Below are 13,592 nucleotides of genomic sequence, written 5' to 3' on the forward strand. Positions count from 1 at the left end.
TTCCGGCTCGCCCAGGCTCGACATGAGCCGCCGGGGCGGGTGCGCGGCCAGCGCGGGCGGTGAAATCGATGATCGCGTCCCAATATTCGTCGATCCGGACCGTCACCCCGTCGTCGAACAGCCGCAGTACATCGGCGGCGCGCTTGGACAACCGGGATGTGAAACGAGAGTGTACCGACGCGCAGTACTCACTTCCGTCGAACCGGGAAGTAACCGTCGCGGCGAGTTCGCATTCGGCGCGCGTCCGCCCCTCCCGGATGTCCCAGCGCCGTCCGCCCGGGCCGCGTAGTGGTGCACGCCGCTCAGCGCGCCGACCTCCTCCGGAAAGCGGCGCCTCGCCCTGGCATGCTCTCCCGCATGACCGTGAACGAGGACGACGACACCGACTACGTGCGGGTGGTGTTCCGGCTGCCGGACGACCCCTCGGGTTGGCACGCGTTCCGCACGGAACGGATGTGGGCCGTCCGGCTCGACGAGAAGCGGGTTCGGCTGGACAACATCCCTTTTCACGCCGCCGGCGTCGCGCTGGGTGATGTGATCGCGGTCGAGGCGGACGACGAGGGCGTGCTGTGGGCCGGGGACGTGCTCGAGCCGTCCGGGAACTGCACGATCCGGGTCATCCCGGTGGAGGGCTGCCTGCGCGCCGAGGTCCGCCAGGCCGTGCTCGACGCCTTCGAACCGCTCGGTGTCGAGGGCGAAGGCAGCGCCACCGGTCTGGTCGCGCTGAACGTCCCCGCCGACAGCGATCTCGAGGAGACCAAAGCCACCCTCGCCCAGGGCCATGCCGATGGCCTGTGGTGCTACGACATCGGCGCCGCTACCGACCGATGGCGCACCGCCACACCGGCACTCGCCGAGCACAACCCGAGCGACCCACCCCCGCCGCCATACGGACTGACCTTCCCCGCCGAGGTCACGGCCTACGTCTACAACACCGTCGCCACCGGCGAGAGCCCCGCGCTGGTCGTCGTTCGCGACCCCGACGGCGAGTGGATCGTCGGCGACGGCTCCGGCGACCCCCTCGGCGCCGACACCGCCACCCTTTTGCCCATCCAGCACGTCACCGACGCCGACTCCTCGGTCATCGAGCTGTCCACGTTGTCCCCCGGCAGACTCGCCTGGCGCGACCAGCCCACCGATCCCTGGACCATCGAGGACTTCAGCTACGCCGACGAGGACACCGAGTAGCGGTCGCCGAAACGGCGCAGGCGCGATCCATGGCGGGCCGCCGCCACCAGCGCGGCCAGTAGTTCTAGTTGCGACGACCACTACCGGGTGGCAGGATGACCGGCACATGGTGAGGGAATTCGAGACCGCTCGCGACAGCCTGGACGGACTGTCGGTCGGGGATGCGCTGGGAGCACAGTTCTTCGTGCCAGGTCGGTCGGTGACGGAACTGGTGGCCGGGCGGCCGCCGGCGGGGCCGTGGGAATGGACCGATGACACCGAGATGGCGTGTTCGGTGTTCACCGAGATTCGGCGGCGGGGGCGCATCGACCGGGACGCGCTGGCGTCGACGTTCGCCGATCGGTGCGAACCGTATCGCGGGTACAGCGGCGGGACAGTCGCTGTGCTGCACCAGATTCGGGACGGCAGGCCATGGCCGGAGGCGGCCGGGGCGCTGTTCGACGGGCGTGGGTCGTGGGGAAACGGCGCGGCGATGCGGGTGGCCCCGCTCGGGGCGTATTTCGCCGGTGATCTCGATCGGGCCGCGGCGGAGGCGGCCTCGACGGCCGAGGTGACGCATCGGCACCCGGAGGCGATCGTGGGGGCGATGGCTGTCGCGGTGGCGGCGAGCTGGGCGGCTTCCGGTCGCGGAACGGACTGCGCGCCGGCGGAACTCCTGGACGCGGTGGAGCCGTACCTGGTGCCGGGACGGACAGCGAGTGGGGTGCGGCGCGCCAGGGAACTGCTCGGACGCTCCGTCGCCGAAGCCGCGTACGAGCTCGGCAACGGCGCGCAGGTGAGCGCGCAGGACACAGTGCCGTTCACACTGTGGGCGGCGGCGAGCTTCCTCGACGACTTTCCGGCCGCGATCACCGCCTGCGTCGAGGCAGGTGGCGACGCGGACACCACCGCGGCCATCGTGGGCGGAATCGTGGCCGCGCGCACAGGAATCGGGACGCCGGGCGGGGTGCCACCGGACTGGCTGGCCGCCCGGGAAGCCTTGCCCGCCTGGGTGGCGTGAGGCCCAGGCGTGCTTGATCCGCGCGATGACGAACCACAACGTGCCGGGACCGTCCAGCGGGACCGGAGCCGGGCGGGCGAGCACGGCCTCGGGCAGCGCTCGCCCGGAAAGGTGCACGCCGTTCCACAACGAGGAACTCCCCGCCATCCGGTCGTCACCCGGAGCACCCCGCCGCCGACTCGTAGCTGGAACTCGTGACCGTGCAACGAAAATTGTTCGGCCACAAATCTTTTGACCAGTGTTGCGACCAGGCTGCGAAAAATCCGACCAGGGGCGGAGGATCCCCAGGTCGCGGGTGCCTATGCTGTGCGTGACAGACCGTCACACCCATCCCGGAGGCACCGTTGCCGAACAATCTCGAAGCCAGCATCGACATCGCCGCAGCGCCGGAGAAAGTGTGGTCGATCCTGGCCGACCTGCGTCGCGTATCCGAACTCAGCCCGACGACGCTGAAGATGATCCCCTTCGGCGGCGTCCGCGACGGCGCGTTCACCGTCAACGTCAACAAGGTCGGCTGGAAGATCTACCCGACCACTTCGCGCATCGTGACCTTCGAGCCGAACAAGTCCTTCGCGTTCCGGATGAACGAGAACCGCACGGTGTGGCGCTACGACCTCGAGCCGACCACCACCGGCACCCGCGTGGTGGAGACCCGCACCGTCGATCCCCGGGGCCTGCCCGGCTGGCTGCGCGGCGCCATCAAGGTCGCGATGGGCGGCGAGCAGAAGTTCGAGGCCGACCTGGTCTCGGGCATGCGGGAGACGTTGAGCAAGGTCAAGGCCGCCGCCGAGCGCTGACCCACCCGAACGCCGAGAGCCCGCCGGATGATCCGGCGGGCTCTCGTCGTTTCAGGGTCAGAGATCGACGCGGATCTCGTCGAGCGCCTCCGCCGTGCGGGTGAGCAGCGCCGTCACCGCGGCCAGTTCCTCGGCGGTGAAGCGGGCGGCCAGGTCGCGTTCCACCGCGATGGCGCGGACGTCGGCGTCCGCGGTCACCTCCCGGCCCGCGTCGGTCAGCCGGGTCTCCAGGACGTTCTTGTGCCATTCGTGCGGCGTCCGCTCGACCAGGCCCCGGTCCTGCAGGTTCGTCAGAACGGTGTTCATCGTCGGCGGCGTCACCCCCGCCAGCCGGGCCAGCGCCGCGGCCGAGATGCCGGGGTTCTCGGCCAGGTGCAGCAGCGCGCTGTACTGCGGAACGGTCAGCCCGGCCGGCTTCAGCGCGGCGGTCTTCGCCGCGATCAGGGACTGCTCGGCGCGCTTGATATACGTGCCGAGCCTCTCGGCGGCGGGCATGGACGTCATGGGTGCATGCTATCCGCCCATCATCACATAATGATCTTGACGATCATTAGAACTCTAATCTACATTCCTGCCTATCACTTGATGTCTAGCATTACATCACTGAGAGGCTTCATCATGATCAGGACCAGCGCCACCCTCGCCCTGGCCGTCGCCTGCCTGGCCGTCGCCTCGTGCGGCACCGGCACCGCGCCCACCACACCCCGGCTGAGCACCGCCTACGAGCTGCCCGGCGCCGCCGTCTATCCCGAGGGCATCGCGGTGGACGCGCGCTCCGGCGACAGCTTCGTCGGCTCGTTCGCCGACGGCGCCGTCTACCGGGCCGCCGCGAACGCGACCCGGGCGGAGGTGTTCCTGCCCGCCGGCGCCGACGGCCGCAAGACCGCCAACGGCCTGCGGGTCGACCACAACGGCAGGCTGTGGGTGATCGATTCGGGCGTGGGCGTCGCGGTGTACGACACCGGATCGCGCGCGCTGCTCGCCTCGTTCGTCGTACCGGGCAGCGGTCCGCGCTTCGTCAACGATCTCGACTTCGGCGCCGACGGCAGCGCCTATCTGACCGACAGCGTGCGCAATGTCGTCTACCGGGTCACTCCGGACCGGATCGCCGAGGGCCGCGGGGAACTGGCGGTCGGCTACGACCTGGGCCCGGTGCTGGGCCCGCGTGATCCGCAGACCTTCGAGCTCAACGGCATCGTCGCCGATCCGGCAGGCGCGTATCTGCTGGTCGTGGCGATGTCGGCGGGCGAGCTGTACCGGATCGACCTGACCGGCGGCGAGCCGATCGGCAAGGTCGCGCTGACCGGTGGCGACGTGCGCCACGGCGATGGGATGGAACTGCGGGACGACACCCTGTGGGTGGTCCACAACACCGAGAACACGCTCAGCCGCTGGACCGTCTCCGACCATGGTGCCACCGCGACGCGGGTCGCCGAATTCCACGATCCCGCACTGAGCATCCCCACCACGATGGCGCACGCGGGCGATCGGGCGCTGATCGTGTCGTCGCAGTTCGACAAGGGCGGGCCGATGGGCGGCACCGGCGCGCCGGGACCGTTCGTGGTGACCGCCGTCGACGGGTTCTGAGTCAGGTCTCGGCGACGAATTCCCGCAGGACCGCGACGAATTCGTCCGGCTGCTCGACCTGCGGGGAGTGACCGGCGTGTTCGACGAGATGGGTCCGCGCACCCGCCGCGGCGTAGCGGTCCAGGGTGGCGGTGCTGTCGTAGAGGTGGTCATGGCGGCCGTGGATGGCCAGGACCGGCAGGTCGAGCGCGGCGGCCCGATCGTCGAGCGGACGCGCGGCCAGGTCGTCGCCCCGGGGGCCCGCGGCATAGGCCAGGCCGGCGGGGACGGCGGCGCGGAAGTCACGCACCACCGCGTCGGCCAGACCGGGCGCGGAGTCGTAGCGGAAGCGCGGCGCGAACGCGGTGCGGTGGGCCAGCCGGACCACCAGGCTCGGCGTCCACCGCTGCGCGAGCCGCACCGTCCACGGCCGGACCACCCAGGTCGCCGCCGCCGGGATCGCCGCGATCCGGTAGTCCGGCGCCTGCCCGACCACCACCACGCGGGCCACCCGGGGCGAGACCGCGGCGAGTTCCAGGGCGATCTCGGCGCCGAACGAATGCCCGACCACCGTCACCCGCGCGAGGTCGAGCTCGTCGAACAGTTCGATGATCGGCGCGGTCCGGGCGGCGGCGGTGAAGTCACCGGAGTCCGCGCCCTGGGCGTGGACGTCCACGCGGATCACCCGGTGGTCGCGCGCCAGCCGCTCGGCGACCGCGGCGAACCAGTCGACCGAGCCGGGAATGCCGTGCACGAACACGATCGCCGGGCCGGTCCGTGGGCCTTCGTCCAGAAACAGCACCAGTCCAGACTATCGAGACCGATCGGTTCGATCGCCGCACCGTTCGGTCAGCGTGGCTCGTCCAGCTCGGCGCGGAACAGCGCGCGCACCCGCTCGACCTGCCCCGGCCACACCGCACGCCAGAACCGTCCCGGCAGCACCCGGCCCCGCTCCTCCCGATCGACCCGGCCGCGCGGGTGGGAGATGATCCTGGCCTGCCCCGGATCGTAGGACCGCAGGAAGTCGATGGCGCACACCTGCTTGACGTTCTTGTACCCGTAGTGCGCGGGCGCGACGAGACGCAGCGGCGCGCCGAATGTGTCGGTGAGCTCCGCGCCGGACAGGCGATCGGCGAGCAGGACATCGGCGGCGAGGGCGTCGTCGAGGAACAACGTCGAGGAGTAACCGTCGAGGCCGGTGAAGCGCACCCAGCGGACGCCGGGATGCGGGACGACGCGCTCGGCCAGCAGCCGGTACACATCGGCGAAACGCACTCCCTCCCAGGTCAATCCGATCGCGCTCCAGGTCGTGACACAGTGCAGGTCACTGGTCCGGACGCACCGCTGCCCCGCGCCGAGGAGTTCGGCGATGCCGAATTGCGCCGGGTGCCGGGCCGTGCCGCCGACCGACACCCGATGGCCGGGCCCGGAACGCGCTCGGACACCGCCGAATTGCGGCAGCCCGAACGGCTCGTGCGGTGCGGGTCGCTGCCCCGGCGGCAACTCACCCGGCATCGCGCATCCTTCGCTCGGCGCGGGCCATCATGCGCGGGACCAGCCTGCGGTGGGCGATACCGACGATCGCGAAATACAGCCTTCCCAGCGGATTCCGGTAGCGCACCAGGGTGGTGAGGGTGACGCGGCCGTCGAGCACGCGCACCGAGGCGACGAAGTCGAGCATCGGCATCGCCTTGCCGGTCAGGTGCTCGGTGGCCGACCGGGCTCGTTCGGGAAAGGCGTTGCGGCCGAAGATCGCCCGGGTCCAGGCAGCCGGGTCGGTGGTGGCGCCGGGCGGCACGTCGGCGGAGTACGCGTCGGCGTAGTCGGGAGCGGCGATGGCCGCCTCGGCCAGCGGCGCCGCAGAGACGATCGGCATGGTCAAACCTCCATACTGTCCCGTATGGACTTGACCATACGGTAGCGTATGTGCATGCCGCAAGAGGAGAACGCGAAGTCGGCGGGACGCAGGCTCACCGCCGACGACTGGGCCCAGGCCGCGCTCGACGCCCTCGGCGAGGGCGGCCTCGCCGCGGTCGCGGTCGAACCGCTGGCGAAACGGCTCGGCGCCACCAAGGGCAGCTTCTACTGGCATTTCAAAGACCGGGCCGCGCTGGTCGACGCCGTCCTCGCGCGCTGGGAGCAGCGCGGCACCCAGGACGTCATCGACGAACTCGACCAGCTGCCCGGACCGGCCGAACGCTTGCAGCAGCTGTTCACCCACGTCATCGACTACGCCGCGCACGGCAGGGAGGACCTCGCGCTGCTCGCGTCGGTGGATCGGCCCGCCGTCGCCGCGGCGATGAGCCGGGTCGCCGAACGCCGCATCGCCTATGTCGCAGCGCAATTGCGACTGCTCGGAGTGCCCGACCCGCAGGCGCACACCCGCGCGGCGGTCGCCGTCAGCATCTATCACGGGTTCAATCAGCTGGCCAGAATCGCGCCGAAGACGCTGCCCGCCACCGACGAACTGGTCGACGCCGTGCTGCTGCGGCTGCTCGATCCGCAGCGCTGAATCGGTCGCATCGACAGCGCGCTCACCCCGCTCAACAGCCGATTTCGGTTCCGGGGCGAGCATTGTCGGCACACCAGTGGCGGTATTCGGCCTCGTCGAATACGCTTCGCCGCGGATGAAAACGCCTCATGGAGGGACGAGTGATCACTCCGAACAGGGCGGAGGACGCAGCCGAAGCCCGGCATACCGTGCCGTTGACCCAACTGATACACCTGATGGCGGAGTATCAGCACCTCGGCGCGCACCGTGACACCTTCCTCGCGACCCCGGCCGACGACACGTTCGTGCGCGGCTGCGGCATCGTCGCGGGGAGCATCGCCACCATCGGCGTCATCTGCACCGCCGTCGGCGCGTGGCAGGGTGGCGTCGCACTGCTCTCGATCGCCGCGCTCCCGGTCCTGCTGGCGTTCCGCCGCGGAATCCTCAACCGGCAGAACCGCGCCGCCCGCATCGATCTGTTCGACCACGGCGTCACCGTCTACCGCTCCGGCCAGCGCGTCGCCGGATTCCGCTGGGACAGCACCGAAGTCCGTCAGCAGATGATCCCGTTCCACGACACCACGCCGGTCTCCTACTATCTCGAGCTCACCGGCCCCGGCGGCGTCGAGGCCACCATCGACGAGGACGGCTTCGCCCGCGCCCGCGAATGGGCCCGCGCCATCCAATCCGCCGTCACCGCGACCCAACTCCCCCCGGCCGTGACCGCCATCGACAACGGCGACACCGTCGCCTTCGGCGACCTGGCCCTCTCCCTCGACGCCCTCACCTTCAACGGCGAGTCCTTCCCCTGGGAGAACATCCAGCTCATCGACGCCCGCAGCGGCCACATCCGCATCAAACTCGCCGGCATGTGGATCTCCCTCACCCCGGTCGGCACCATCCCCAACTTCTACATCTTCAACGAACTCGCCGAGCGCCTGCGGTTGACCCCGGTGGGCTGAGCCCCTCCATTCTCGACCGTCTGGACGGCCGCCGCCTCGGTAGGTGCGTACGGCGTCCAATGGACGCGTCGGCCAGTGACGTGGACACTGGAATCGACATCGAACCTGCGTTTCAGAAGGGGCGGATGGCGTGGAACCGTCGGAGGCACCAGTGGATTCGCCGTTCGTGTTCAGCTGGTCCGAGTACATCACCTGGTATCAGCGCATCAAGGCAGACCAACTCGATCCCGCAGCCAGAACCTTCGACCGTATCCTGACCAGCGCGCTCGATCAGCAGTTGCCACAGTTCGACCGGCACCGAATCAGGGTGGCAACGAGCCGGGTCAAGGACCCAGCGCGACTCTGGGCGAAGATGACGAAGCGCAAGTACCACGGACAGATCGTTTCGCTCGAGTCGATTCCGGAGGCGATCGACGATCTGGTCGGTTTTCGGGTTATCTGTAACAACCTCAGTGACGTGACGCGACTCCAGGACATCCTGGCCGGTCTCCCGTCGTCCGACACGAGTGATGCCTATTCGTTGGCGATCGAGCCGAACTCCACCAAGGACTACTTCGATGCTCCGAAAGAGTCCGGCTATCGCGCTTACCACGTCAACCTGGTGACCATCGTTCCGGGCTTCGACAAACATGCACGTGTTCGTGGCGAACTTCAGGTGCGCACGCTCCTGCAGGACGGCTGGGGTGAACTCACGCACGAAGACACGTACAAACCCGGTGTTCGACTTCCTGATCTCGCCACGACGATCGCCCGGCGCATGGCCGACCTCCTCGCGACGGTCGATGATCTTGCCCAGGACCTTCGCAACGAACTGGATCGAATCGCCGAGCGCACGATCGCGGATGAGGAATCCGGCGACGTCCGGCCAACCGAAAACCATTCGAAAGCAAACACTTCCGAGACGTCACCCCCACCGCCGATCAGCAATGACTCCCGCGAAGCGCTCTACGACGGAGTACGCACCATCGTTGCCAGCCTCAAACATCCGGCATTGCTGACCGACGTCGCGCAACAGGTGCAGTCGAAGTTCGGAACCGATCTCATCCGAGGTTGGGCAGGCCATGGCTCCTTTCGCGATCTGCTGACCGCCGCCGTCGCCGATGTCCGCATCGCCGGCACCCCGGCCAAGGTGGTTCCGCCGGGTACTCCACACGATGAGATCGTCGACCTCAGCACCCGAACCGATTTCGAGATTCCGATGATCATCCGCAAGCTCCGGGTCAAGGATCGCAACACTCCCGCGGTCGGTAGGCGCCAGATCTCGCAGGTTGTCACTGCCGTACGCGACGCCGTAACCGCGACAGTGTGGCACGAGCTGGAGCTCGCCTCGGACGGCCTGACCGGCATTCGCGATGTGAACAAACTCAGCCAGAGAGCACGGACAGCAGCTTCCGAGCGTGGGGAGATCGTCAGCCGACCTCATCTCGACTACGTGTTCAAAGCACTGCTGTGGAACCACTGTCTAAAGGCCGATCTGACCGTCGAGGAGATCAGGGAATGCCTGGCCACCCATCTGATCTCACGCGCGAACATCGTCGGGATACCCGTCGAACCCGAAGACCCACGTCGAGTCCGGCAATGGCTCGCCGACGAGCAGTGAACACGCCCTATGCCACTACGACACCGTGCTATAATCGGGCCCGATCGAGATTACTTCGTTCGATGGCAATGCCTTCGAGAAATTTCGGTCCGAACTCAAAACATAGGACGTCGGGCCAAACAGCTTGGCTGAATGGCAACTCCGGTCGACCACCACAGCGACGCTACCGCCGCAACGCTGCAAGGAGTCACTTCCTACGGGATTCGATTGAATCGGCCTGCCGCAGAAGTCGAAGGAGCCGTGCCAGGGCGAGTCGACGACATATGTTCCAGCAGATAGCCCCGTTCACCTGGGGCTATCTTCGTATCTGGAGGCAGATGTCATGACCGCCGCTGATCCGCAGGTCGCTTTCCAGGCACTGCAGAACATCATCTCCGAGTGGCGCGAACTCGGCCGTATCACCACGACCGCAGGCTTGAAGCCGGCTATGCAGGACGCACTCGAAGGTTTCACCGAGCAGGAATACGGATTCGACACTTTTCGTGACTTCATCCTTGCCGCCGAGCACGCCGGGTGTGTGCAGGTTCGCCGACTTCCCAACGGCCACAACCTTGTCGGTCTCCCCGGGGAGACATCCGAGGCCCTGGATCAGGTAGCGGCCATGGCCAGGCCCGCCGAGCCCAACAGCACAGCCGGGACCACGTCCGATGCGTCGGGTAACCGCCAGATCAAGTCCGATGTGTGGTCAGTGTTTGTCGATTGGCGTAGCGGGCTTCGGCGACTCTGGGATCGAGAAGGCCAGCACGCCTTCATGTATCCGACAATAGACGGCAAGCCTGCCTGGGAGTCCTCAGCCGAGCGCTTCGTCGAGATCCCCGCGGTCGGTCTCGATCAACAAGTAGCGTGGATGCGAGAGTGGACAAACACTCTGCCCGAGCCGGCGCGATCGGAACTGGCGAAGTCGCTGGCCCCCTCGGCACCGAAAGGCGAGTTCCGCCGCGAATTGACCAGGCTGGGTCTGAACACACAGTGGCGGGCAACTCTGCAACACAACGTCTTCGAGCACCTTTCCAGCTGGGCCGCTCAGCAGAGCATTCCACTCACGCATCTGCTGGACAACCGGCAGCCCAACGCCGTCAGCGCTCGGCTGGCCACGGCGTCGTCGCCGACTCCGCGACAGGCCATCTCCCGAGGACCAGTCCCGATACCTGAGATCGCACGGCAGGGCGGAGATGCCGAGCGGCTGAGGCAACGCCTGCATCGAGCGATCGATCGCATGTCCTTGGTCGAACTCGCGGCACTGCCTATTCGGGCCGAACATCTGTTGTACGACGACTGACCGGAACGCCGAAGACCGGCCCACTCGGAGTGGACCGGCCTTCGTGACTTGCGGGAACTGGTGATCCAGGGGATCAGAAGTCCATGCCGCCCATGCCACCGGTCGGGTCGCCCGCGGGGGCGGCCTTCTCCGGCTTGTCGGCGACGACGGCCTCGGTGGTGAGGAACAGGGCCGCGATGGAGGCCGCGTTCTGCAGGGCCGAACGGGTGACCTTGACCGGGTCGGCGACGCCGGCGGCCAGCAGGTCCTCGTACTCGTTGGTCTGGGCGTTGAGGCCCTGACCCGCGGGCAGGTTGGCGACCTTCTCGGCCACGACGCCGGGCTCGAGGCCGGCGTTGAACGCGATCTGCTTCAGCGGAGCCGACAGCGCCACGCGGACGATGTTGGCACCGGTGGCCTCGTCGCCCTCGAGCTTCAGCTCGTCCAGCGCGGGAGCCGACTGCAGCAGGGCCACGCCACCACCGGCGACGATGCCCTCTTCGACGGCGGCCTTGGCGTTGCGCACGGCATCTTCGATGCGGTGCTTGCGCTCCTTGAGCTCGACCTCGGTGGCGGCACCGGCCTTGATCACCGCGACGCCGCCGGCCAGCTTGGCCAGGCGCTCCTGCAGCTTCTCACGGTCGTAGTCCGAGTCCGAGTTCTCGATCTCGGTGCGGATCTGCGCCACGCGGCCCTTGATGGCCTCCGCGTCGCCCGCGCCCTCGACGATGGTGGTCTCGTCCTTGGTGACGACGACCTTGCGGGCCTGGCCCAGCAGCTCCAGACCGGCGGTCTCCAGGGAGAGGCCGACCTCTTCGCTGATGACCTCGCCACCGGTGAGGATGGCGATGTCGGCGAGCTGCGCCTTGCGGCGGTCACCGAAGCCCGGGGCCTTGACGGCGACGGACTTGAAGGTGCCACGGATCTTGTTCACGACCAGGGTCGACAGGGCCTCGCCCTCGACGTCCTCGGCGATGATCAGCAGCGGCTTGCCGGCCTGGATGACCTTCTCCAGCAGCGGCAGCAGGTCCTTGACGGTCGAGATCTTGGCCGACACCAGCAGGATGTACGGGTCCTCGAGGACCGCTTCCTGACGCTCGGGGTCGGTCACGAAGTAACCGGAGATGTAGCCCTTGTCGAAGCGCATGCCCTCGGTGAGCTCCAGCTGGAGCCCGAAGGTGTTGCTCTCCTCGACGGTGATGACGCCTTCCTTGCCGACCTTGTCCATGGCCTCGGCGATGAGCTCACCGATGGACGCGTCGCCTGCCGAGATACCGGCGGTGGCAGCGATCTGCTCCTTGGTCTCGACCTCCTTGGCGGTGTCGAGCAGCTTGGCGGTGACGGCCTCGACGGCCTTCTCGATGCCGCGCTTCAGGCCCAGCGGGTTGGCGCCGGCCGCGACGTTGCGCAGGCCCTCACGCACGAGCGCCTGGGCGAGCACGGTGGCGGTGGTGGTGCCGTCGCCCGCGACGTCGTCGGTCTTCTTGGCGACTTCCTTGACCAGCTCGGCGCCGATCTTCTCGTACGGGTCCTCGAGGTCGATCTCCTTGGCGATGGACACACCATCGTTGGTGATCGTGGGGGCGCCCCACTTCTTCTCGAGCACGACGTTGCGACCCTTCGGGCCCAGCGTCACCTTGACAGCGTCGGCGAGGGCGTTCAGACCCCGCTCGAGACCGCGACGGGCCTCTTCGTCGTACGCAATTGTCTTGGCCATTGCGTTGAGATCCTCCACATGTCTATGGCTGACACACGAGACGACCACAGGTTGGATCGCCCCAAAGTACGCTGGCCAGGTGCGGTGCCCGCGACGGACGACCGAGGGTGTCGATGGAACCCGATCTCACCGTCCCGACCTGGCACTCAACAGACGCGAGTGCCAAAGCCATTTTTAGCACTCGGGTAGTGAGAGTGCAAGGTCGCGCCCGACGAGAGGACCGCGCCGGGCGCGTCCAGCGGCTCAGGACTCGTACTCCGCCGCGGCCAGGAACTGGTTCAGCAGCTCCACCAGATCGGCCTCTACCACAGCCTTGTCCAGGCCGAGGTCACTGAGCACGCCCGTGCCGTTCTCCTGCTCGAGCAGCGCGAGCAGGATGTGCTCGGTGCCGATGTAGTTGTGGCCGAGGCGCAGCGCTTCGCGAAACGTCAGCTCCAGGGCCTTCTTGGAGTCGCCGTCGAACGGGATGAGCGCCGGGATGTCGTCGGTCGCGGGCGGCAGCGAGGCGACGGCCGCGGCCCGCACCGACTCCAGGCTGACCCCGCGGGCGACGATCTCCTTGGCGGCCAGGCCCTCGGACTGGTCGATCAGGCCGAGGATCAGGTGACCGAGGGTGATCTGGTTGTTGCTCGCGGACCTGGCCGACTCCTGGGAACCCACGACGACCTGCCGCGCCCGATCGGTGAACTTGGCGAACCCGGCCTGCGGGTCCATGGCCGCGGCGTCGCCGGGCTGCTTGGGCACGAAGCGCTTCTGGGCAGCCTGCTTGCTGACGCCCATACTGACCCCGATATCGGTCCAGGAGGCGCCGGAGCGGCGGGCCTGGTCGACGAAGTGGCCGATGAGATGGTCGGCCACCTCGCCGAGATGACCTGCGGCCACCACGGCGTCGGAGAGCTGGTCGAGAACGTTGTCGGGGCGGGCCTTCTTGATGCCGTCGATCAGATCGTCGAGGCGAATGTTCGGGGTGCTCATGCGTCAACTCTAAGTTGACGATTTGCGATCGTCAACCA

General features: G+C 67.9%; 14 protein-coding genes. 8 read left to right on the forward strand and 6 right to left on the reverse strand.

Annotation, left to right across the window (positions count from 1 at the left end):
* Positions 1–357 precede the first annotated feature (357 nt).
* The 3 genes from ATM97_RS32805 (at position 358) to ATM97_RS32815 (ending at position 2,985) form a co-directional block, all read left to right on the forward strand.
* Positions 358–1,188: a DUF4265 domain-containing protein gene (locus tag ATM97_RS32805; protein ID WP_218722091.1), complete on the forward strand. Its 831-nt coding sequence runs from the start codon at positions 358–360 to the stop codon at positions 1,186–1,188.
* A gap of 106 nt (positions 1,189–1,294) precedes the next feature.
* The gene (locus tag ATM97_RS32810) at positions 1,295–2,188 is read left to right on the forward strand and encodes an ADP-ribosylglycohydrolase family protein (RefSeq protein ID WP_218722092.1); all 894 of its coding nucleotides are present in this window, start codon (positions 1,295–1,297) and stop codon (positions 2,186–2,188) included.
* A gap of 344 nt (positions 2,189–2,532) precedes the next feature.
* Complete coding sequence (locus ATM97_RS32815; RefSeq protein WP_218722093.1) at positions 2,533–2,985, forward strand: SRPBCC family protein; 453 nt, start codon at positions 2,533–2,535, stop codon at positions 2,983–2,985.
* Positions 2,986–3,042: 57 nt separating this feature from the next.
* On the opposite strand, the gene ATM97_RS32820 is transcribed toward ATM97_RS32815, so the two are convergent.
* On the reverse strand, positions 3,043–3,489 hold the full coding sequence (locus tag ATM97_RS32820; RefSeq protein WP_255588741.1) for a MarR family winged helix-turn-helix transcriptional regulator: 447 nt from the start codon (positions 3,487–3,489) through the stop codon (positions 3,043–3,045).
* A 114-nt stretch (positions 3,490–3,603) separates the two neighbouring features.
* Between ATM97_RS32820 and ATM97_RS32825 the strand changes: the two genes are divergently transcribed.
* Complete coding sequence (locus tag ATM97_RS32825; protein ID WP_218722094.1) at positions 3,604–4,572, forward strand: SMP-30/gluconolactonase/LRE family protein; 969 nt, start codon at positions 3,604–3,606, stop codon at positions 4,570–4,572.
* Between the two features lies 1 nt (position 4,573).
* On the opposite strand, the gene ATM97_RS32830 is transcribed toward ATM97_RS32825, so the two are convergent.
* Genes ATM97_RS32830 through ATM97_RS32840 form a run of 3 tightly spaced genes read right to left on the reverse strand, consistent with a single transcriptional unit; the run spans position 4,574 to position 6,427 of the window.
* Positions 4,574–5,353, reverse strand: a complete 780-nt coding sequence (locus tag ATM97_RS32830; RefSeq protein ID WP_218722095.1) for an alpha/beta fold hydrolase — start codon at positions 5,351–5,353, stop codon at positions 4,574–4,576.
* 47 nt (positions 5,354–5,400) lie between these two features.
* On the reverse strand, positions 5,401–6,066 hold the full coding sequence (locus ATM97_RS32835; protein WP_218722096.1) for a molybdopterin-dependent oxidoreductase: 666 nt from the start codon (positions 6,064–6,066) through the stop codon (positions 5,401–5,403).
* Complete coding sequence (locus ATM97_RS32840; RefSeq protein WP_218722097.1) at positions 6,056–6,427, reverse strand: DUF2867 domain-containing protein; 372 nt, start codon at positions 6,425–6,427, stop codon at positions 6,056–6,058. Before ATM97_RS32840 ends, ATM97_RS32835 begins: the two co-directional genes overlap by 11 nt.
* A gap of 54 nt (positions 6,428–6,481) precedes the next feature.
* Between ATM97_RS32840 and ATM97_RS32845 the strand changes: the two genes are divergently transcribed.
* From ATM97_RS32845 to ATM97_RS32860, 4 genes are all read left to right on the forward strand, one after another.
* A complete protein-coding gene (locus ATM97_RS32845; protein WP_218722098.1) occupies positions 6,482–7,063 on the forward strand; it encodes a TetR/AcrR family transcriptional regulator in 582 nt (193 codons plus the stop codon).
* 188 nt (positions 7,064–7,251) lie between these two features.
* A complete protein-coding gene (locus tag ATM97_RS32850; RefSeq protein ID WP_308248712.1) occupies positions 7,252–8,004 on the forward strand; it encodes a DUF6585 family protein in 753 nt (250 codons plus the stop codon).
* Positions 8,005–8,155: 151 nt separating this feature from the next.
* Entirely contained in the window at positions 8,156–9,604 is a 1,449-nt protein-coding gene (locus ATM97_RS32855) for a GTP pyrophosphokinase family protein (RefSeq protein WP_218722100.1), read from the forward strand.
* A gap of 322 nt (positions 9,605–9,926) precedes the next feature.
* A complete protein-coding gene (locus ATM97_RS32860; RefSeq protein ID WP_218722101.1) occupies positions 9,927–10,883 on the forward strand; it encodes a hypothetical protein in 957 nt (318 codons plus the stop codon).
* A 73-nt stretch (positions 10,884–10,956) separates the two neighbouring features.
* Here the strand turns inward: ATM97_RS32860 and groL are convergent, their stop codons facing one another.
* Both groL and ATM97_RS32870 read right to left on the reverse strand, forming a co-directional pair.
* Positions 10,957–12,579, reverse strand: coding sequence for a chaperonin GroEL (groL, locus tag ATM97_RS32865; RefSeq protein ID WP_218722102.1), 1,623 nt, complete (start codon positions 12,577–12,579; stop codon positions 10,957–10,959).
* A gap of 243 nt (positions 12,580–12,822) precedes the next feature.
* Positions 12,823–13,554: a Clp protease N-terminal domain-containing protein gene (locus ATM97_RS32870; protein WP_218722103.1), complete on the reverse strand. Its 732-nt coding sequence runs from the start codon at positions 13,552–13,554 to the stop codon at positions 12,823–12,825.
* Positions 13,555–13,592: the final 38 nt, after the last annotated feature.

Source organism: Nocardia sp. MH4, from assembly GCF_019266065.1.
GTDB classification, from domain to species: Bacteria; Actinomycetota; Actinomycetes; order Mycobacteriales; family Mycobacteriaceae; genus Nocardia; species Nocardia canadensis.

Excerpts from the sequence above, each read along its gene's own strand:
- ATM97_RS32805 (WP_218722091.1), top strand. The coding sequence starts at position 358 with ATGACCGTGAACGAGGACGACGACACCGACTACGTGCGGGTGGTGTTC.
- ATM97_RS32810 (WP_218722092.1), top strand. The coding sequence starts at position 1,295 with ATGGTGAGGGAATTCGAGACCGCTCGCGACAGCCTGGACGGACTGTCG.
- ATM97_RS32820 (WP_255588741.1), bottom strand. The coding sequence starts at position 3,489 with ATGACGTCCATGCCCGCCGCCGAGAGGCTCGGCACGTATATCAAGCGC.
- ATM97_RS32825 (WP_218722094.1), top strand. The coding sequence starts at position 3,604 with ATGATCAGGACCAGCGCCACCCTCGCCCTGGCCGTCGCCTGCCTGGCC.
- ATM97_RS32835 (WP_218722096.1), bottom strand. The coding sequence starts at position 6,066 with ATGCCGGGTGAGTTGCCGCCGGGGCAGCGACCCGCACCGCACGAGCCG.
- ATM97_RS32840 (WP_218722097.1), bottom strand. The coding sequence starts at position 6,427 with ATGCCGATCGTCTCTGCGGCGCCGCTGGCCGAGGCGGCCATCGCCGCT.
- ATM97_RS32845 (WP_218722098.1), top strand. The coding sequence starts at position 6,482 with ATGCCGCAAGAGGAGAACGCGAAGTCGGCGGGACGCAGGCTCACCGCC.
- ATM97_RS32860 (WP_218722101.1), top strand. The coding sequence starts at position 9,927 with ATGACCGCCGCTGATCCGCAGGTCGCTTTCCAGGCACTGCAGAACATC.
- groL (WP_218722102.1), bottom strand. The coding sequence starts at position 12,579 with ATGGCCAAGACAATTGCGTACGACGAAGAGGCCCGTCGCGGTCTCGAG.
- ATM97_RS32870 (WP_218722103.1), bottom strand. The coding sequence starts at position 13,554 with ATGAGCACCCCGAACATTCGCCTCGACGATCTGATCGACGGCATCAAG.